Source organism: Rhodovulum imhoffii (genome assembly GCF_003046545.1).
GTDB classification, from domain to species: domain Bacteria; phylum Pseudomonadota; class Alphaproteobacteria; order Rhodobacterales; family Rhodobacteraceae; genus Rhodovulum; species Rhodovulum imhoffii.
On the sequence record NZ_QAAA01000003.1, the window covers coordinates 1 to 20,066 of the forward strand.

Sequence of the window (20,066 nt, forward strand, 5' to 3'; positions counted from 1 at the left end):
TGGCTGAACCACTACAACACCGAGCGCCCGCATCTCGGCTACAGAAACCAGGGCAGACGGCCCGTCCAAACCGTCATGTCATTCGTAAGCCAAAAGGTTAAGTGGACACAGCCCCGCCGCAGGCATCTACCTTGGCACCAAGACCCGTCATGCACTAAGACTGAAACCGGACCACCCGATAGGGGCAGGCCACAGGTGCTTCTCAGTTCGTTTGGTGATCTCCGGGCTGAACTTCTGAACCCAACGATACACGGTCGACCGATCAATGGTGATCCCGCGTTCTGCGAGCAGATCCACCATGTCCTGGCAGGACAGCGGGAAGCGCAGATACCACCGCACCGCGCAAAGTATGATGTCACGCGGAAAACGGTGATGCTTGAACGGTGACTGACGCGCCATGATCGACCGCAAAAAGCAGGAAGGTCGCCAAATAGCGCGGTTAATGCTACAGTCCCCACAATCATCCGACGCAGAGACCATCGCGAGAACTACCGGTGCGGTGCCGTGTCGAAGCAGGATAGTCGGCGCGCGAGGTTTAGGGTCGATACCTGCGACTGCAGCGCGACGGCAACGGACGGGTCGATATGCGGAGGCCAGACATGGCCGTTCAGCAACTGCCGTTTTGGCCAGACCGAGGCTTCGCGAAACGGCGAGGTCGTGATCCGATGGATGACATCAATCGCCTGCAGGCGACCGCGCGGATTTGCCTGCGGGCGCCTGGCACCTGACAGCAAGGCCTCGTATCCGGTACGGCTGTCAAATTGCCGGACCGAGATCGGATATTCCTCACGGGCAAAGCGGCTGCATGCGATGTAGGGACGACCCATCAGCGTCAGTTCAATGACCGAAGTGCCCGACCAGATGATCACCAGATCCGACGAAAGGACAGCATCGTGAAAATTGGCGTCATATGGGAGCACGGAGATATTGGGATCGTCTGGAAACAGGTCTGCGAATTTCTCGGAGACATAGAAGCCCATCTTCTGATCGATTTCGGCAGGGTGAGGCTTGATGACCAGTTCCAGATCGTGGCGCAGCGCGATCTCGGCGGTGTGGCGTGCCCAATCGGCGATGTCGTCATGCGCCAGACCGTGATCATGCGGGATTGACAGGTCTGGCAGAATTGTTCCGATCACCAGGATTCGCCGTCGCCCACCCGGCGGTGTTATACCCCGCGCGCGGGCGACGGCGGCGCGGGTGTCGACCTTGGTCAGATACTGGTCGAGACAGGCATTCCTGTCCCGATATCTTCGTTCGGACCGGAAGATGGTCTTCTTGCACATGTCCGGCGAGGGACGAAAACCCAGCGGTGTGTCGGGATGATCGGTCAGGTCTGTCACGCTGTGATACGAGGCGATGGCATTGCCGCCCACCGGATCAACCATGAATGCCGGGTCGAAGGTTTCAAAGCCGTTGCAGGCATGGACGATGCGGATATTCGAGCGCCTGGAATTGTTGACCAGCGTCCTCAGGGCGCTACCCAGCCCCGCCTGCAAACCGATAGCCACGAACACATATATGCGGCTGCCGTCTGCGGCCGACAGGAATTTCTCGAACGCATCATGCACGCCCTGGATCATGGCCAGATTTATTCGCATCTGTCTGTTCTCGACAGCATTCTCGAAATCTATAGAAAATCTTCGGAAATGAATTCCCAACGAATTGTGAACGCCATGAAAGTAGTTGGTTCCCTTGTAGATCAGCTTCTTCTCGTGCGGCCGCACGTCCCATTCCGGTGAGATCGCGCAGGTCGGATTGCGGCGGTTGTAGTAGAAGCCCGGCATGATGACGTCGCGCAGGGATTCCGCCCCGGATGTCAGTTGATCCGAATGCGGATAGGTGCCGGTCACCATGCTGACGACCTCTGCACCCAGGGATCTTGCCTTTTCGATCGCGGCGACCGGAAGCTGAGTCACGAAATTCAGATGATTCGGCGCAAGAATGATCGTTCGACCGTTATCTTCACTGGCATGGGAAGACCGGCAGTTGCGTACGAACCGGTGCATGTCCTTCAGAAAGGATGCCTCATGCGCCGTCCGTACAAGATTATAGAGAACCAACGGGTCAACTGCGGAAAGGTGGTTTCCGCCGGATCGCTCAATCTGATCGGGTGATCCCTGTTCGTGAAACGCCGCATAGACGGAAAGCGGTTTTCCGGCGGCAGCCAGGCTTTTCTCCGGCTCGGCGAAAGCAAGACGGAAGCGTGCCTCGAGATATCTCGAATAGATCGTGGCTTGGCGGCTGGCGTTTTCAGCCAGCCAGCGCTCGCCACGCTCGCGATCGCCCATGCGGATCGCCATCGCCAGATACGTGTGCGTCGATGGAATCCTGGAAATTGCCTTAAATTGTCTTTCGCCCTCTGACGTCAGCGTCGGGTCAAGAGTCGTTTCCAGCAGCCATGACAGATAGTTGGTCGCCAGGTTCAGACTTTCGTCATCCTGGTTTTCCTCTGCAGGATCAAATAGGCCCTGCAGGCTTTTGCTCTGGCGCTCTCTATCGCCGCTGGACAGCACAAACCTGAGCGCGATCGCGCGATCCGCCAATGCTTCGTTGGCCTTGCCGGGCTCATGCTGATCCAGCCACAGCCGAGCGGTGTCCTGCGCCGTCTGGCGCAATTCGGCCTGCGCGTCGAGATCGAAGAACGTCCTGCTCAGAGACGTACATCTGCGGATCATGTCGGCCAGCAAGACGGCCGGCACCTGATGGGTGCCGACCTGATGAAGGCACGCGAACCAATCCAGCAGGGCATCCGCGGCTGCCGTTTGATGCTCGCTGTTCAGAAGGGAAACACACAGCGAGGCCGATTGAAATATTTCACCAAGATGTTGCTGCTGCTCTTCGGAAAGACGTCCGGTATCAGATATCGAACATTCTCGAAATCCGGCGATATCGGCTTTCAGACATGCAAGAAAATCTTCCGCAGCGTCGAGTTTCAGATTCTCCCCCTGCCTGAAGCTTTCATAGAGGCAGATGTCGAATGCCCTGCACAGCATATTTCGGACATTCATGTCGGATGCTCGGGCGAGCGCCCCGGTCAGAAATTCCATCAGCAGATCGGCTGTCGACCTGGCGCTGCCCGACATGACAAGCGCATTGACACAGCCCGCCAGTTGCACCCTGTCGCAATCCTTGAAAGGTCGCGATCGAAGAAAGCGCTCAATCTCGGAAACCTGCTCACCTGTCAGCCGATCATTGCCTTGATGGGCTCGCAATGTGCGACCGACCGCGCGCAGCGTGCTGTGCTGTATCATCCGTTACCTGCAGTTGTTTCGTCGGCGCAAGAACCGCACCTGGGCGCACTTTAAGAACCGTCTCGTCGACAGCACCTCCTGCGGCCTGCGCGCCGCAGCGATACCCTTGGGCCATTGCCCGCACAAACCGCGAATTGTCTTGACCAGAAGGGGCCGGCTGGACAGTCGCGTGTCCGTCGTCGGAGTTTTTCGGACATTTTGGGCTGTTTCGTAACGGAGGCTCTGGTTCGGTTTCTGTTTCATTCTAGGCGGCAACGGCTTCGTGCTGCAACCGACGGTTTCGGATTGTCTGCTTCTTGATCTCCTCTCTCATCTTCAGGATTTTGGCGCCGCGGTCGAGATAGACTGAGGTGCCCCGAGTTTCCTAGACACCTTCCTGGTTCAGTTTGTGCTGTCTGATCTCATAGTCAACGGGCAACAGCATGCCGTTGTTCGTGTGCTTGCGCTTCGCCAAATAGCGCGGTTAATGCAACAGTCCCCTCCATCCTACTCAGGAGTTGGAGCCACCGGCAAACCCGGCGCGGTTCAATGATCTACGTATGAGGCCTTATCAGGATCGCCCGGAAGTCGTTGACATTCGTGCCAGTAGGGCCTGGCACGAAAAGGTCTTCCAGTGCGTTGAATGCACTCCAGGCGTCATGACCGGACAGTGCGGTCACCGGATCGATGCCGGCGGCCCGCATGCGCTCTGCGCTCTGTCCGTCTGCAAAAGCCCCGGCATTGTCTTCCGATCCATCAATTCCATCCGTGTCCGCGGCCATTGCAGATATAGCTTCAGTACCGTCGATGGCCGTGGCAAACGCCAACAGGAATTCACTGTTTCGCCCGCCCTTTCCGCTTTTGTCCCGGATCGTCACCGTCGTTTCGCCGCCGGAAAGCAAGACTGCGGGCGCAGAAAACGGACGGTTCCGGGTTGCCACCTCACGTGCCAGTGCGGCGTGAACCAAGCCAACATCACGCGCCTCACCTTCAATTGCATCCGACAGGATCACGGCAGGCACGCCCTTCCGGTTTGCTTCGCGTTGCGCCGCCTCTAGCGACAGCCGTGCCGAAGCTATCACCCGTGTTTGCGTGCGTGCAAACACGGCATCGTTTGGAGTAGGGGCACGGGCCGCCTCCTGCGCCAAATGAGCCATGATCCTGCCCGGCAACGAAATCCGATGGTTCTCGATCAGCTTGAGAGTGTCTTCAAGACTTGTTGACGAGGGCACGGTAGGTCCCGATGCGACTTCAGCGGGATCGTCCCCCGGCACGTCCGACACCACCAGCGATACGACACGCGCTGGAAAAGCCGCAACAGCCAGCCGCCCACCCTTTATCCGGCTGACATGTTTGCGGATTGCATTCATCACGCCGATTGGAGCACCGGAGCGCAAGAGCGCGGAATTGAGCACCCGTTCGTCTTCCAGGGTTAGCCCCTCGGGGGGCGCAGGAAGTAAAGAAGACCCTCCACCACAAACCAGCGCGACGACCAGATCGTCTTCGGTCAGGTTCGAAACCGCCTCAAACAACGCGGCACTGGCTTTCAGACCCGCCCTGTCCGGCACCGGGTGCGCCGCTTCCAGAACGTGGATTTTCCTGCAGGGCACCGCGTAGCCATATCGTGTGACGACACTTCCGTCGACAGGATCGCCCCAGAGGTTTTCGAATGCGGCAGCCAGTTGTGCCGCGCCTTTCCCCGCACCGACCACGATCGTCCGCCCCCTGGGCCGTTCGGGCAGATGCGCGCGCAAAGCCCTGATCGGGTCGGCCGCAGCTACGGCGGCATCAAAAAGCGAGATAAGAAAAGATTTGTCTTCGGGCGTCATCACAACTCTATATCGCAGACAAAAATGCCGTCAGCGCCACCTTCGAGGCAGGCGACGATATCGGCACCGATGGTCTGATGTTCCTCATTCGCCAGATAGGCATCGCGCGCGTCGGCGTCGCGGAAATCGAACCAGAACATGTCAAGGAAATTGCGGACCAAGGGTGTTTCAACGGATATATTGGCATGATGGTGAAAACCTCCGATGCCGTCGATCCGTGGCGTGAGGCCCTCAAGCCGTTCATAAAGGGCGTTTTTTTGGCTGACATCAATATCCTTGCGGAACCGTAGATGAACGAGGTGCCGGATCATTGATCTTCTCCATTTTCGTGAAATCGGCCGGGCGCTTTTCTTTGAACGCTGCAACACCTTCGCGCAGATCGGCGCTGGCCGCCGCTATTCGTCCTGCCAGGGATTCCAAAACGCGCTCACGCTCTTCACCTTCGGCAGCGTTGAGCAGCATTTTGGTGAGCTCCGTGGCAAGGGGGCTACGCCTGAGAACGGCGGCCGCCGTTTCCCTGGCGGCGCCAAGCGCCTCACCTTGACCCACAACCTTGTCCACCAGGCCTTCGGCAAGGGCGTTTTCGGCGGACAGGACTTCGCCAAACAATGCCATGCGCCGCACGATCTGCTGACCGAAACGGCGCACGGCACGCTGCGTTCCGGACCAGCCTGCGATAATACCCAGCCCTGTTTCCGGCTGACCGAATTTCACCTGCCCTTCGGCAATGCGGTAGTCGGCACAGGCCGCAAGCTCCAGCCCGCCACCAAGTGCATGGCCATTGATCGCGGCAATTACCGGCTGCCGAAGCCGGGCCAGACGATCAAGGCTGTCATGGCCATTGCGCACCCAATGGCGCGCGAAAGCGGTGGGCGCCTGATCGCTCCACGCCGCGATATCACCCCCCGCGCAAAAGGAATTGCCTGTGCCCGTCAGAATCAGAGCGCCGATGTCATCGCAGCGTTCGATTTCACGGCACAGATCCGCGAGTTGGTCCATCATGTCCGCGTCAAGCGCGTTGCGCTTGCTTTCCCGTTCGATCCGCAAAACGCCGATGCGGTCCTGAACAGTCAGGGAAAAATCTCTGCTCCGTGTCATGGCTTTGCCAGCTTGAGCTGCATGGCTCCTGATGCAAACAAACGTGCATCCATGGTCTTCAGACTGTCAGATACTTTCAACCCGGTTGCCGCCTGATCCAGCACATCCTTTTGCAGATCCAGCCCCGGCGCAATCTCTGTCACGACGAGTTCTCCGTCCAGCAAGCGGATCACACAGCGTTCGGTCACATAGGTGACATCCTGCCCCAGTTCCCGTGCCCGGATACCCGAGAACGACACCTGATCCACATCCTCTACAAACTTCGCAACCTTGCCTTCGGTGTCAATGACAAGACGGCCATCTTCAATCCGCATCTTTGCACCTGCATTGAAGTTGCCGGAGAAAATGATCTTTCGCGCCCGTGCTGTGATGTCCACGAACCCCCCGGCGCCGGCCGTTCGATGCGGCACACCACGCAGCCGCGAAACGTTGACCGAGCCATCCCGGCCGACTTCCAGGAAAGACAAAAGCGATGCGTCGAAGCCGCCAGCCTGAAAATACGTGAACTGATGGGGAGACGCGACATAGGCTTCAGCGTTGGCGGCGCACCCAAACTTGAAATCCAGCAACGGCACACCCCCAACTGCACCCTGTTCGATCATCCAGGTCACCGCGCCGTGCAGACCCTCTTCGACAAGAATGCGCGGCACGTTAGCAGAGATACCAAACCCGATGTTGACCGCCCAGCCGTCCCGCAATTCCTGCGCCACCCGGCGCGCAATGACCTTACCAACATTGAATTCGGCATTCCTGAAGCTGTGCAACGGGCGGATCAATTCGCCGGAAATGGCGGGGTCGTATTGCGTAGCGGTTGTCTGGAGTTGCTCGGGCGCCTCCACGACAAAATCAACGAGAATCCCCGGAACACGAACATCATGCGGGCGGATCGATCCGTTTTGCGCCACGCGTTTGACTTGCGCGATCACGAAACCGCCAGAATTTCGTGCGGCCAAAGCCATTTCCATAGCACCCAGGTATGCGCCTTCGTGCTCAAAACTCAGGTTGCCGCGTTCATCCGCTGTTGTGGCGCGGATAATGGCGACATCGGGTCGAATTGCGGGAAAGAACAGCCAGTCTTCTCCTTCGAAGTCGCGATGAGACACGAGGGGGTCGTCGCGTGCGGCGTCATTCATGGCGCAGGCTTCAAGGTCCGGGTCGACGAAGGTCTTCAAGCCGACTTTTGTCAGAACGCCCGGCCGCTTTGCCGCCCCTTCGCGCAGGATATCGAAGACGATTCCCGACGGAACGTTGTAGGCTTTCACCTGATCTGCAGCAATCATCTGCCAGATTTTCGGAGGCTTGGCCTTTGTCGGACCCGACGGATAGGACCCACCGATGATCTTCGTCAGCAACCCGGGCTTGGCGATGTGGTCGACACCTGGCGTGCCGAACATGTCGCCCGCAGCAATTGGGTGAATTGATGTCAGGTTTCGCGGGGCCCCTTCAGAGTCAAAGCGCGCACCCAAGGCCGCCAGGACTGCGTCCGGGCAACACAAGCCACTGGACGAATTAACAGCGATGATGCAATCGTCCTTGATGTGGCGAACAGCCTCCTCTGCGGTTGCGATCTTGGACATCTTCAGCTGCCTCTTGTAACTAACTGGTTATTTTTAATATGCGGCCGGGTTCCGTGTCAATCAAGACCCGTATTTCCGCTAAATGTCCGCGAAGGCTTCGGCATATCACAGGGAGAGCACTCGATGACGATATATTTCGAAAAGACCTACCAGCGCAGTTTCGGAACCTTTCCTCTGAAAGGCCAGGAACTACACGACGCCGTCCAGGCCGCCGCCGAGCTTGGCTATCGCGCTTTCGACACCGCTCAGATGTATGAAAACGAAGCCGAGACGGGCGCAGCCATCAAGGCGACAGGACTGCCCCGAGACGATCTGTGCATAACGACCAAGGTGGATATTGCCAATTTCAGCCCGGACAAATTTCTTCCCTCCGTGGAAGAGAGCCTTCGCAAGCTTCAGATTGATCGGGTTGATGTGCTTCTGCTGCACTGGCCGACACCAGGCGGCAATATCGGGCCATCCCTGGAACAATTGCAAAAAGCACATGATCAAGGGCTGACAAGACATATCGGTATTTCCAACTATACGGCGCAAATGATGCGTGATGCCAAGTCCATTGTGGATGTGCCGATTGTGACGAACCAGGTCGAATTCCATCCTCTGCTCAATCAAGACAAGCTGCTGGCAGTGGCGACGGAAACCGGTATTCCGCTGGCATCCTATTGTTCCGTCGCACGGGGCGAAGTGTTCAGGCACGCGATTTTTAGCGAAATCGGCGCCGCCTATGGCAAGAGTGCCGCACAGGTTGTCTTACGCTGGATTCTCCAGAAAGGCGTCAGCATCAACACGATGTCCACCAAGCCTGCAAACATTCGGGCCAATTTCGATGTGATGGATTTCACGCTATCCTCGGTCGATATGGCCCGAATCGAAGAGATGACAAAGACAGGATATCGCATCGTTGGGAAAGACCTTGTGCCCTACGCACCGGATTTCGACTAACAAAGAAGGGGCGGCGTCAACGCCGCCCCAGTGCTGACAGGGAGGAAAAGTATCAACGATTCTCTCGCACCAGGTCAGCGGCCTTTTCGCCGATCATGATGGTGGGGGCGTTGGTGTTCGAACCTACAAGGCTGGGCATGACCGAACTGTCGCAGATCCGCAGGCCATCGATTCCGCGCACCCGGAGTCGGGAATCCACCACCGCCATAGGGTCGTTGTCTGCGCCCATTTTGCAGGTGCATGTCGGGTGATAGGATGTGCGCCCGTATTGACGGGCATAGGCCTCGTAATCGGCTTGCGTCTTCACATTTTCATCGGGGAAGCGGATCTTGTGAACATGCTTCTTCAGCGCCGATTGTTCAAAGATCTCGCGACTTATCCTGACGCCCTCGACCGAGGTTTTCAGGTCATCGGGGTGGCCCAGGAAATTCGGGTCGACGATTGGCAGCGCCGCGGGGTCAGCGGAACGTAACCTGACCGTCCCCCGAGCTTTCGGGCGGAGAGTATAGCTGTTTAATGTGATCCCCGAAGACCCCGGCGGTACGCTTGGTACACCAGCCTCCGCCCCGGCTCCCGCAAGAAAGTGAAATTGAAGGTCGGGTATCGGGCGCGCCGGATCGGCATACCAGAACGCCCCCCCTTCGACGACATTTGATGTCACTGGCCCGCTGCCGAAGAGGTAATACTGAGCGCCCGCCCAAACCATCCAATGCAGCTTGTTGTATTTGTCGAGGCTTTGTTGGCCGGTCAGTTCCGCGACGATATCGATGCCAAAATGATCGTTCAGGTTCTCACCTACGCCTGGCAAGTCCTGCAAGACATCAACCCCATGATTGCGCAGATGCGCTGAAGGCCCCAACCCGGACAGCATCATCAACTTGGGAGTTCCTATCGCACCTGAGGTTATCAGCACTTCTGAACCGGCACGGGCGGTTTGATGCCCGGATTTGTCCGAATACTCCACACCAATGGCACGGCCCTTTTCAATCGCGACACGATGCACCAGACAGTTTGTCCTGACCGTCAGATTTGCGCGCGTCATCGCCGGGCGCAGATATCCAACCGCTGCAGAACAGCGTTTCCCGTTTTTCGTGGTGGTTTGGTAAACTCCCGCGCCCTCCTGAACGGCACCGTTGAAGTCCGGGTTGTAGGGTATCCCGCGTTGCTGGCAGGCCTGTACGAATGCGCATGTCATGCGCTGCGGTTCCGGCACGTTCGATACACCGAGTTCCCCATCGGTTCCGTGCCAGTCGCCGGCCAGAAAGGTGTTGCCCTCGGAGCGCAGGAAATACTTTCGGATTTCAGCGAAAGACCAGCCTTCACATCCCTCGTTCCGAGCCCAACGGTCATAGTCGGCCGGGTTGCCACGCGTAAAAACCTCGGCGTTAATCGAAGAACCGCCGCCGATGACCCGGGCTTGAGCATAGGGGATTTCTCTGTTGTTCGCGTGTTTCTGCGGCGCAGTCACCAGCCCCCAGGTGTGCGGGCCGGTCGTCATCTTTGCAAAGCCTACGGGCATGTGGATCAGGGGATGCCAATCCTTGCCCCCCGCTTCCAACAGAAGCACGCGACAGGTGCTGTCCTCGGTCAGTCGGTTAGCCAGAACACAACCCGAAGATCCACCTCCGACAATAATGAAATCGTATCCCTCGGCCATGATGCCCCCTTTACGCGATCCAAGGCGTGCGTTTGCCGATCTCGATATGCACGGATTTGATCTGGGTGTATTCCTCGACGCCATACATGCCCGCCTCGCGGCCCCAGCCGGATTGTCTGAACCCGCCAAGCGGCAATTCCGGTCCGCCCGAGAGCGTGGTGTTGATCCAGAACCGCCCGGCCTGCACACGCCGCGTCACCATTAGCGCCTTGTCGATGTTCTTGGTCCAGACACTGGCAGCCAGGCCATATTCGGTGTCATTGGCGATCATGATAGCCTCTTCGACAGAGTCAAAGGGCATTATTGCCAGGACTGGGCCAAAGATCTCTTCCCGGGCGATCGCCATTTCGGAGGTGACATCGCCAAACAAGGTTGGCGAGATATACTGGCCACGACCGAAGTCCATCTGTTCACCGCCACAGATCAACTTGGCGCCTTCAGCTTTCCCCTTTTCGATGTAGGACATGATCGTGCGGTTTTGCGCATCGGTGGTGATGGCCCCGATCTGTGTGGCCTCGTTCAGCGGATCGCCTACGACGACCCTGGCGAACTTGTCCTGTATCTTCTGTGCGAACGCATCCGCCACCGACCGTTCCACGACCAGCCGCGATCCGGACACGCAACATTGCCCGGTGTTGAATCCGATCCCGAAGGCCACGCCATCCGCGGCATCCTCCAGATCGGCATCGGCGAACACGATCTGCGGGTTCTTGCCGCCCAGTTCAAGCCCCAGCTTCTTGAAGTTGGTGCGCCCGGCCGCCTCGACGACCCGGCGGCCCACGGCGGTGGAGCCGGTGAACGAAAGCATGTCTACATGCGGATGTTCGATGAGCGCCTGCCCGATGGTTGATCCAGAACCGGTTACCACGTTCATGCAGCCATCGGGAAGACCGGCTTCGGTCAGGATTTGCGCCAGGATCAGGGTCGTGGCGCTGGTGACCTCGGATGGCTTGGCGACGATCGTGCAGCCAGAGGCGAGGATGTACGGCACCCGTTCGCACAGGATCAGGAAAGGAAAATTCCATGGCGTGATGATCCCCACCACGCCCACCGGTTCGCGCGTGACAAGCCCGAACATCCCATCACCCAGATTGTTGAAGCTATCCCCGTGCAGGGATCGCGCAAGGCCGGAAGCGTATTCGAACATGTCGGCACAACCTGCAACTTCGGCGCGGGCCTGGCTGATCGGCTTGCCGTTTTCCAGCGTCTCGAAATAGGCGATTTCTTCGGAACGTTCGCGGATCAGCGCCCCGGTGCGCAACAGCACGGCCGCCCGCGCCTGACCGTTGAGACCGGACCAGCGCCGGTCGTCAAAGGCCGCGCGGGCCGCATCCACCGCCATGTCCAGATCATCCGTTGTGCATTTCGGGATGCGCGTCACAGGGACATCGTGACCCGGAGAGTTCCGGCTGAATACCTCGCGCGAACCGATGGGAATACAGGCGCCGTTTACATAGAATCCGAATTCGCGGGGGCTTGCTGGAAGTGAAAGCCGATTGCTGCTTTTGTCCATTTTGGTTTCTCCTTTTGGTCTCTCCTTTGGCCGACCGGTCCTGCGCGGTATTGGCTCTCAATTCATGCTTCAGGCCGCCAACACGATTTGTGTCTTAAGGTCTTTCGGGCGATCCGCGATCGTCTCGAAGGCAGGTTGGATTTCGGCCAGCGGGTAACTCGCCCGCGTGAATGGCGCGATCCGGATACGGCCATGCACAAGCAGCGTCAGCGCGTCATGCATGTCTTGCCCCATCCCCGCGACTGACCTCTTGACGGAATTCTCCTGCAAGATCGTGTCGAGGATCGGAAGTGCCAGCGTCTCGCCGGGTCCGGTCAGGCCAAAGGCGGCCAGATGTCCACCTTTGCGCATTAACCGCAACGCCTCCCTGTACAGCGTGGGGTTGCCAACGCTTTCGATCACGACATCAGCCCCGCGCCCCCCTGTTGCGTCCACGACGGCTTGCTGCAACTGGGCAGGATCAGTCACACCAATATCGGTGCCGCAGTCGAGAGCGATCGCGATACGGTCATCTGACAGGTCCGTGACGATGATCGGCGCGGCCCCGCTGGCGCGCAGCAACTGCACATGCAGGTTTCCAACAGGACCGGCTCCGATAACGACGACCGATTGGCCAAAGGTGATGTCCGACTTGCGCGCGGCCCGCACGACGCAAGCCAGAGGCTCGGTCAGTGAAAAGACCCCGAACGGGATATCGTCAGGTGCCGGGATCACAAGTCGTGCAGGAACAGCAATGTATTCGGCAAAGGCGCCGTCCATCGTAATTCCCATCTGCCGCATATCCGGGCAATTCAGGATTTCGTTGCGGCGGCACCAGAAACATCGGCCACACCCGATATTCATGTCGACGACGGCTTTGCCACCTGACGGCAAACCTGTGACGCCGGGGCCCACTGCCGCAATTGTCCCGGTGAATTCGTAACCGGGGATCATCGGGAGACTATCCGCCGCATAATGGCCATTAAATATATGCAGATCGGCCCCGCAAACTCCTGCTTGCGCAACCTTGATTAATACCTCGTCCCGTCCGGGCTTCGGGATGGGGCGCGCCTGTATCTCGAACCGTCCAGGTTCGACAAGGACGGCGGCGCGCATCATTTCACAATCCGCATCTTGGAGCGGTCAATCGTCATTGCAATGGCGACGATCAGAATAATGCCAAAGATCATCTGCTGCTTTGTCGCATCGACATCGAGATAAACCATGGCCGACCGGATAACGACAACGATCAGTGTGCCAACAAGCGTGTTGATAACCCCTCCGACACCGCCTGTCAGAGGCGTGCCGCCAACAAGAACGGCGACGATTGCAAGGATCAGGAAGCCATTGGCCAGATTCGCATCGCCGCCCGACAGTTTGACCGAGAACATAAGCCCGGCAATAGCGGCAAAGGTGCCTGAGAGCGCAAAGGCCAGGATCTTGATCCGGTCCACTTTGAGGCCCGAGGCCACCGCAGCCAATTCACCCGCTCCGACCGCCTTAAGTGCGCGGCCGAATGTGGTGCGGGTTTGCAGGAACCAGGCAACAGCCAGCAAAAGCCCCGCAATGGCCAATTCATGGGGGACACCTGCGGTGTTTCCGAACATCCAGCCAAAACTGGCATCGCGGGCCTCGGCGTTCATTGAAAGTGCCCGCTCCCCCGACAGGAACCGGGCGCCGGACAACGCGATAAAGCCCATGGCGAGAGTTGCGACGAAAGACGGTACGAACTGGCGTGTCGTGATCCACCCCGAGATGGCTCCGATCGCGAACCCGGCGCCGATGCACAGCACCGCCACGAAGATCCCGTATTGCACCAGGTAAACCGTTGCAACGACGGTTACGAGATTGGCGACCTGCTGCATCGACAGATCGATGCCGCCAATATAAATCGCAAAAGTCATTCCCAAGGCCATGATGAAGAGCGGCACGATATCCGCGACCAGTTGAACCAGGCTTGCCGGGTTCAGAAAGGAAGGGTTGAACGCCCCGACGAGAAGTACAAGCATCGTCAAGGTGATCCAGGGAAAATACGGTTTCAGTTTTTCGACCGACATATCGAATACCTCAGATCATGTGATGAACAAGGTCATAGAGCGAAGGCTTGTCGCCTGGTGGACCGGCAAATCGTTTCTGGAATTTCCCATCCTTCAGAACGAGGATCGTATGGCTGAGGCCGATGGCTTCTTCCAGCGTGTCGGCAACCAGCACGATACCCGCGCCGTCGTCGCACATTTCCCGGATCATGTCGTAGACATCTTCCTTGGCGCCAATATCAAGGCCGCGCGTCGGATGATCGAGCAGGAAGATGTCAGACCCGCCGGACCGCCACTTGGCCAGAACCACCTTCTGCTGGTTGCCACCGGACAGGCCGCCGCAATCCTTGTAGACATCCGGCGTCTTGATCGAGAGGCGCTTGATCCACTCTTCGGCCAGAGCCTTTTCTTCGCCGATCCGCAAAACCCCTTTTGATGCATAGTTCCCCATCTGGCTCAGCGTCATGTTCTCATAGACATTCATGCCGTTGACGATGCCTTCGACTTTGCGTTCGCGCGGCACATACCCGACACCACGAGCGACCGCCTCCTGGGCGTTGGTCCGCTCAAAGGGGCGGCCCTTGATCTCGACCGTACCCGTGCCCGGCTTTTCCAACCCAAAAATCGTGCGCAGGATCGCTTCGCGCCCGGACCCTTCTGTGCCCACAAGGCACAATACCTCTCCGGGATGCAGATCGAACGAGATGTCGTTGAATTTTCCGGCAACGCCCACGCGATCGAACCGGACAAGCGCCTTGCTGCCATCATAGGGGCGTTGCTTCTGCTCGCGATAGTATTGTTTGTCGACTTCGCGCCCCACCATCTTGTGCTGGATCGCATCGATGTTTGCCGCGTCATGAGCCACGACATCGACGACTTCACCGTCCTTCATCACATAAATCCGGTCGGAAAGCTCCATCACCTCGTCCATGCGATGTGAAACGAATATGAAAGACGCCCTGCTGGTCAATTCGCGCACGAGCGAGAAGAGTAGCTCGACCTCCTCCTTGGCCAGAACCGAGGTCGGCTCATCAAGCAGGATCACCAGGTCGCCGTCGATACGTTCTTCCAGGGTCAGTACCTTGGCCAGTTCCACAAGCTGGCGCTGCGCAAAGGACAATTTCGACGTCACCGTGGAAGGGTCGATATCCAATTTCACTTTCCGCAGTTGGTGCCGGGCCGCCTCGGCCATGGCCGTCCAGTTGATCACGCCAAAACGGACGAATTGCCGTTCGAAACCGAGAAAAATGTTCTCCATCACGGTCAGGTTTGTGATCAGGGACTGCTCCTGGAAAACCATCCCGATACCGTGATCCATTGCCTGGCGCGGATTCTGGAAACGTACGGTCTTGCCGTCGACTGTCACGGTGCCGCCATCGGGCTGGTAAGCACCGTATATCACTTTCATCAGGGTGGATTTTCCTGCGCCGTTTTCTCCGATGAGCCCGACAATCTCGCCGCGTCCGATCTTGAAATCCACAGCTTTGAGCGCATGAACGCCTGGGAATTTCTTGTCGACCTTATTCAGCTGGTACATCGATCCGCCCCTATTTCACAAAGCTGATGGATTTGCGGTCGGTCGACAGGATGACGGCGAGGATCACCAGAATGCCCAGCACCCCATCCTGCACGTATCCGGGCAGTCCGATCACCACCATTCCGTTGCCAATGACAAAGACGATCAGCACGCCCACCAAGGTGTTCCAGACCCCGCCGACCCCCCCCCACAAGGCCGTCCCGCCAACAACCACCGCGGTGATGGACAGGAACATAAAGTTGTTGCCGGTTGCGGTCTCCGCGATCCCGATGCGCCCCACGGCAAGCAATGCGCCCACGGCGAAGAAAACGCCGGCAACCGTAAAGCCCAGGACGCGGACACGGTTCACGTTCAGACCCGACGCGATGGCCAGGTCCTCGCCGCCTCCGACCGCATAGAAATTGCGGCCCAGCGTGGTGCGCGTCTGAATGAACCAGGCAACCAACAGGAAAACCCCAGCGACATAGACCATCAAAGGGAATCCGAGAATTCGTTCGGTGAGAAGGGATCGGAACAACGCGTCTTCGATGCGAATTCGATCACCGCCTGTCATCACCATGGCCAGACCCGTGCCGACAAAGCCCATCGCCAGCGAGGCCATGAAAGACGGAATCCTGAGCTTGACGTGGATCAGCCCGTTGACGAAGCCAAGTACCGCTCCGACCAGCATTGCAAACGGCAAAGCAAGCCATGCCCAGCTGGCCAAGGTGCCACCCAGCCAAAGAAAACAGAACGCGAAGGCGACGGCGCAGACAGACACAGTGCCTTCCATAGACAGGTCGATCGACCCCATTATGATGACGAAGGTTACGCCGATGGCCACCATGAGTGCGGGCGAGGCGGCGATAAGGATGCGTGCAAAATTCCGTGTCGACAGAAACCGTGGCTCCATCACGGCGAAAAAGGCGCAGAGCACGATTAGAACCAGAAGCGGGGCCCATTTCACCAGCGTTTCGCGCCTGATGCTGAACCCGGTGCCTGCTTTGTCGGCTGTCAGTGTCTTGGCCAAGGTGCTTCCTCCCAAAAGCGCTTCAGCGCCACCTTCTCGGCGATGACTTGCGGAGTGGGCCGGCCGGACGCGGGGTCCGGCCGACCAGCCCTTACTTGTAGACGATGGGTCCGTTCGACGGCCCCCAGAAATCCGTCCAGTCGTAGGTCGGCACGCTATCGAGGTAGTTTGCCTTGAATTCCAGCGCGTCGTCCGGCTGCACCATGATCGTCGGACCGTAGAACTCGCGGTGCTCGTTCGGCTCTTCGGAGGGTTTGAAGGTGCCGATGGCCGCATGATACGCAAGCGCCGCGGTGATGCCGCCACCCCAATGGGGATTGGTGAACACCGTGGCGAGGATCTTGCGCTCGGCGACCAGTTGAACCGCCTGCGGGTTGCCGTCGTAGGATACGATGGGCATGCCCTCGATGCCTTCGGCGCGCAGGGCTTCGAGTACGCCATAGGCGATGGTGTCATTGGCGCAATGCACACCGGCAATTTCGTCGCCGTAACGGGTAAGGAAGGCGCTCATCACCTGATTGGCTTTCTGGGTGTCCCAGTCTGCCGGTTCAGCCGCCAGAAGTTCGACATCGGGATAGTCTTTGAGCGCATTCTTCAGGCCGTTCAGGCGCTCGATGGCCGGGTTGTTCGAGGCGATGCCACCCAAATGAACCACGCCGCCCTTGCCGCCCATGGCCTCCAGAAGGACACGCGCCGTCTGTTCCGCAGGGCCTTCATCCGACCAGCTCATGTGGCTGACATAGTTGTCCCCGAAATCCCAGGGATGAAGATCGTCGGTCTTGTTCCACAAGGTCGACACATAGGCCCCGGCTTCCGCCACGGCCCCAACGACGGGACGCGCGTTTGGTGCGTCATTCGTGTCGATGGCCAGCGCCAGGTTGCCGCCGGTCTTGGCCAGGATCGCTTTGACATCGGCCAGCGATTTCTCTGACGAGCCTTCGTTGATCAGGTGGGTTAGCGCGTCTTTGGGCATGCCCAGGCTTTCGACAAACGCCTCGCCGCCGGAAACGATCTCGTTCCAGTACGGGTTGGTGCGGTTGCGATAGGACCATGCGATGGTCGGATCGGTCAGCGCCGCACGTGCCATGCCGGGGCCCAGAACTCCCATGGCTGCGGCGCCACCAAGCCCGCAGGCAGAGGTAAACAGAAAGTTCCGTCGGTTGATTTTCTCTTTTTCGATGAAGTCCTTGATGAACGTAGACATTGGTTTCCTCCCTTATCGGCTTCAAGCTGGAACAGGACAATCAGGCCGCTACATTCGACGCCTTGGTCTCTGCGACCCGTGTCGCCAGGTCAAAAGGCACACAACGCACTAACTAGTTACTTTCTTGCGGGTCCCTCCGTCAAGCCCTATGATAAAGTTGCGTCGCGCATAAAATGCTGCTTCGGAATTGGATTTTGGTTGTCCGGGCGGAAATGGGCATCACGCATAAGAAAGTGACAAGGCTCGGTGGAGGCATGGCAGTGAAAACAACAAGGAAAATTCGCGATGCGGATGCGACGCAGGCGCGGATTCTGGCCGCAGCCAAGAAAGAATTCGCCAAAAATGGCCTGGGCGGAGCACGCGTGGATGAAATCGCTGACCGTGCGAAAGCCAACAAGCGGATGATCTACCACTACTTCGGCAACAAGGAAGATTTGTTTCGAATCGTTCTGGAAGAGGCCTATACTGATATTCGAACCGCCGAACAGGCACTGGAACTGGAGCATCTGCCTGCCCGCGATGCGCTTGAAAAGTTGATCCGGTTTACTTGGGAATATTACCTGAAGAACCCTGAATTCATCACATTGGTGAACAGCGAGAATCTCCACAAGGCGCGGCATTTGAAGAAGTCGGGCAAGATCGAGATACTGTTCAAGCGGTTCGTTGGTATGGTCGGCGCTCTTCTGGACCGGGGTGTGGAGGAGGGCGTGTTCCGCCCTGGAATAGATCCCGTACAGCTGAATATCACGATCGCGGCCATCGGGTATTATTACCTCACCAACCGCTTCACAGGATCGCTCGTATTCCAACGTGACTTGATGGCCCCCGAGGCTTTGGAGGAAAGGTTGGCCTTCAACATCGAAACCATCATGCGCATGGTCTGCGTAAACCCCTGAACGCCAGGCCCAGGACCCACTGATTTCAGGCGCGACCGCGTTCCTCACGCGCAAAAAAGCTGTGAACCGCGACCCCGGCGGAAAATCAATAGGCTCAGACCTTAAAGCCTCGCGCCTTTAACCTGAGGCATATCCGGCCGCCTTGAAGTAGTTCCAGCATTCGTGAGACGAGTAGAGATCGCAGACAACCGCTTGAGCTATCTGAGGGCTCCGCGCCCGCGCCCATTGCTCACGCCGCCGAATGATGGCACTCAAATGAAGAGCAAACTCGATTTACGAGTGGCCCTGAAAAAAGGGGCAGGTCACTATGAGGCCGTCGAGTTGCGGACGGACACTTTCAAGGACAAAGACGTCGAGTTTGGCCGGATTTATGCGATCCCAAAAGCGTTCGCGGCCCGTGCTGGCATCCTGCCCGAACAAAGCAATCGCTTCTACTTTGATGTGGCCAAGCCGTGGCGGCCTGGCCCCAGTGTGCGGGCGATCACGGTGTCGGAGCGTCTTCGCGCAGCAACCCTTTGGTTTTCAGGTCTGCCCAGAACTGATCAGGTATCGGGTGGCTGAACCACGCGATGTTTTGCTGCAACTGCTCAACCGTCCTTGTGCCGGCCATGAATGTCGGGACAGCCGGATGCGCCACCACGAATTGCAGCGCGGCGGCGGGCAGGGGAACGCCGTATTCCTTGCAGACCTCCTCGATTCTTTGGACTTTGGCCATGACGTCATCCGGGGCAGGGGCATAATTGTATTTTGCGCCCTCTTTCGCCCCCGTGGCGAGAATCCCCGAATTGAACCCGCCGCCCACGACCACGGCGGCGCCGCGGTCTTCACAAAGCGGCAGGAACTCATTCAGGGCGTCCTGTTCCAAAAGAGTGTAGCGCCCCGCAAGGAGGAAACAGTCGAAATCGCGCTGCTGCAAGGCCGCGTGACATACTTCCCATTCATTCACCCCGACGCCGATGGCCCTGACCACTCCCTGGTCGCGCAGGTCAGAAAGAGCTTTCCATGACCCGTCCATGGCCTGTTTGAAAACCTCAGGCTGCTCATCGCCGCGTGTGAAAACGTCAATATCGTGGATGAAGCAGATATCCATCCGCTCAAGGTTCAGCCGCTGGAGACTGTCCTCGACGCTGCGCATCGTGCCGTCATAGCTGTAATCGAAATGCATTGTGAAGCGACCGGCATTGGTCCAGGGGGCATAATCGATATCTTTCTTGCGCGCAGACTTGAGAATGCGGCCCACCTTTGATGAAAGTACGAAATCGTCACGGTTTTTCCAACGCAGGGAATGGCCGGTGCGCAATTCGGACAGGCCATGTCCGTACATGGGCGCCGTATCGAAGTAGCGGACACCCTGTGCCCAGGCCTCCTGAAACATCGCGTCGGACGTTTCCTCGTCGATCTCGCGAAAAATGTTGCCGATGGGGGCCGTGCCGAAGCCGAAGGGGGTCACCTTCAGATCCGCGCGCCCGAATTTCACCTTGCTGTCCGGCTGCATGCCATTCCTCCCATAAGTAACCATATGGTTAAATGGCACATATTCCGCTTAATAAATCAACCCT

General features: G+C 58.1%; 15 protein-coding genes and 1 pseudogene. 2 read left to right on the plus strand and 14 right to left on the minus strand.

Going from position 1 to position 20,066, the window contains the following annotated elements:
* Positions 1-171: 171 nt before the first annotated feature.
* The 6 genes and pseudogenes from C8N32_RS15535 to C8N32_RS03115 all read right to left on the minus strand — a co-directional run.
* Positions 172-399: pseudogene (locus C8N32_RS15535) on the minus strand (IS6 family transposase); the annotation flags it as partial.
* 89 nt (positions 400-488) lie between these two features.
* Positions 489-3,251, minus strand: a complete 2,763-nt coding sequence (locus tag C8N32_RS03095) for a hypothetical protein (RefSeq protein WP_107891020.1) — start codon at positions 3,249-3,251, stop codon at positions 489-491.
* A 533-nt stretch (positions 3,252-3,784) separates the two neighbouring features.
* Positions 3,785-5,059: a glycerate kinase type-2 family protein gene (locus C8N32_RS03100; protein WP_107891021.1), complete on the minus strand. Its 1,275-nt coding sequence runs from the start codon at positions 5,057-5,059 to the stop codon at positions 3,785-3,787.
* Entirely contained in the window at positions 5,059-5,370 is a 312-nt protein-coding gene (locus C8N32_RS03105) for a Dabb family protein (RefSeq protein WP_107891022.1), read from the minus strand. The genes C8N32_RS03100 and C8N32_RS03105 overlap by 1 nt, the downstream gene beginning before the upstream one ends.
* The gene (locus C8N32_RS03110; protein ID WP_107891023.1) at positions 5,327-6,157 is read right to left on the minus strand and encodes an enoyl-CoA hydratase/isomerase family protein; all 831 of its coding nucleotides are present in this window, start codon (positions 6,155-6,157) and stop codon (positions 5,327-5,329) included. The genes C8N32_RS03105 and C8N32_RS03110 overlap by 44 nt, the downstream gene beginning before the upstream one ends.
* A complete protein-coding gene (locus tag C8N32_RS03115) occupies positions 6,154-7,734 on the minus strand; it encodes an acyl CoA:acetate/3-ketoacid CoA transferase (protein WP_107891024.1) in 1,581 nt (526 codons plus the stop codon). Before C8N32_RS03115 ends, C8N32_RS03110 begins: the two co-directional genes overlap by 4 nt.
* Before the next feature lie 123 nt (positions 7,735-7,857).
* On the opposite strand from C8N32_RS03115, the gene C8N32_RS03120 reads away from it, so the two are divergent.
* Complete coding sequence (locus C8N32_RS03120; protein ID WP_107891025.1) at positions 7,858-8,676, plus strand: aldo/keto reductase; 819 nt, start codon at positions 7,858-7,860, stop codon at positions 8,674-8,676.
* A 52-nt stretch (positions 8,677-8,728) separates the two neighbouring features.
* On the opposite strand, the gene C8N32_RS03125 is transcribed toward C8N32_RS03120, so the two are convergent.
* From C8N32_RS03125 to C8N32_RS03155, 7 genes are all read right to left on the minus strand, one after another.
* A complete protein-coding gene (locus C8N32_RS03125; protein WP_107891026.1) occupies positions 8,729-10,333 on the minus strand; it encodes a GMC family oxidoreductase in 1,605 nt (534 codons plus the stop codon).
* 10 nt (positions 10,334-10,343) lie between these two features.
* Positions 10,344-11,846, minus strand: coding sequence for an aldehyde dehydrogenase family protein (locus C8N32_RS03130; protein WP_107891027.1), 1,503 nt, complete (start codon positions 11,844-11,846; stop codon positions 10,344-10,346).
* Positions 11,847-11,915: 69 nt separating this feature from the next.
* Positions 11,916-12,944, minus strand: coding sequence for a zinc-dependent alcohol dehydrogenase (locus C8N32_RS03135; protein ID WP_107891028.1), 1,029 nt, complete (start codon positions 12,942-12,944; stop codon positions 11,916-11,918).
* Positions 12,941-13,834 (minus strand): ABC transporter permease, encoded by an 894-nt coding sequence (locus C8N32_RS03140; protein WP_242509414.1) that lies wholly within the window; start codon positions 13,832-13,834, stop codon positions 12,941-12,943. Before C8N32_RS03140 ends, C8N32_RS03135 begins: the two co-directional genes overlap by 4 nt.
* Positions 13,835-13,892: 58 nt before the next feature.
* Positions 13,893-15,398 (minus strand): sugar ABC transporter ATP-binding protein, encoded by a 1,506-nt coding sequence (locus tag C8N32_RS03145; protein WP_107891030.1) that lies wholly within the window; start codon positions 15,396-15,398, stop codon positions 13,893-13,895.
* A 10-nt stretch (positions 15,399-15,408) separates the two neighbouring features.
* On the minus strand, positions 15,409-16,407 hold the full coding sequence (locus C8N32_RS03150) for an ABC transporter permease (protein WP_244905891.1): 999 nt from the start codon (positions 16,405-16,407) through the stop codon (positions 15,409-15,411).
* Positions 16,408-16,498: 91 nt separating this feature from the next.
* On the minus strand, positions 16,499-17,611 hold the full coding sequence (locus tag C8N32_RS03155) for a sugar ABC transporter substrate-binding protein (RefSeq protein WP_107891031.1): 1,113 nt from the start codon (positions 17,609-17,611) through the stop codon (positions 16,499-16,501).
* A 173-nt stretch (positions 17,612-17,784) separates the two neighbouring features.
* Between C8N32_RS03155 and C8N32_RS03160 the strand changes: the two genes are divergently transcribed.
* Entirely contained in the window at positions 17,785-18,507 is a 723-nt protein-coding gene (locus C8N32_RS03160; RefSeq protein ID WP_242509621.1) for a TetR/AcrR family transcriptional regulator, read from the plus strand.
* Positions 18,508-18,988: 481 nt separating this feature from the next.
* Here the strand turns inward: C8N32_RS03160 and C8N32_RS03165 are convergent, their stop codons facing one another.
* The gene (locus tag C8N32_RS03165) at positions 18,989-20,002 is read right to left on the minus strand and encodes an aldo/keto reductase (RefSeq protein ID WP_107891032.1); all 1,014 of its coding nucleotides are present in this window, start codon (positions 20,000-20,002) and stop codon (positions 18,989-18,991) included.
* Positions 20,003-20,066: the final 64 nt, after the last annotated feature.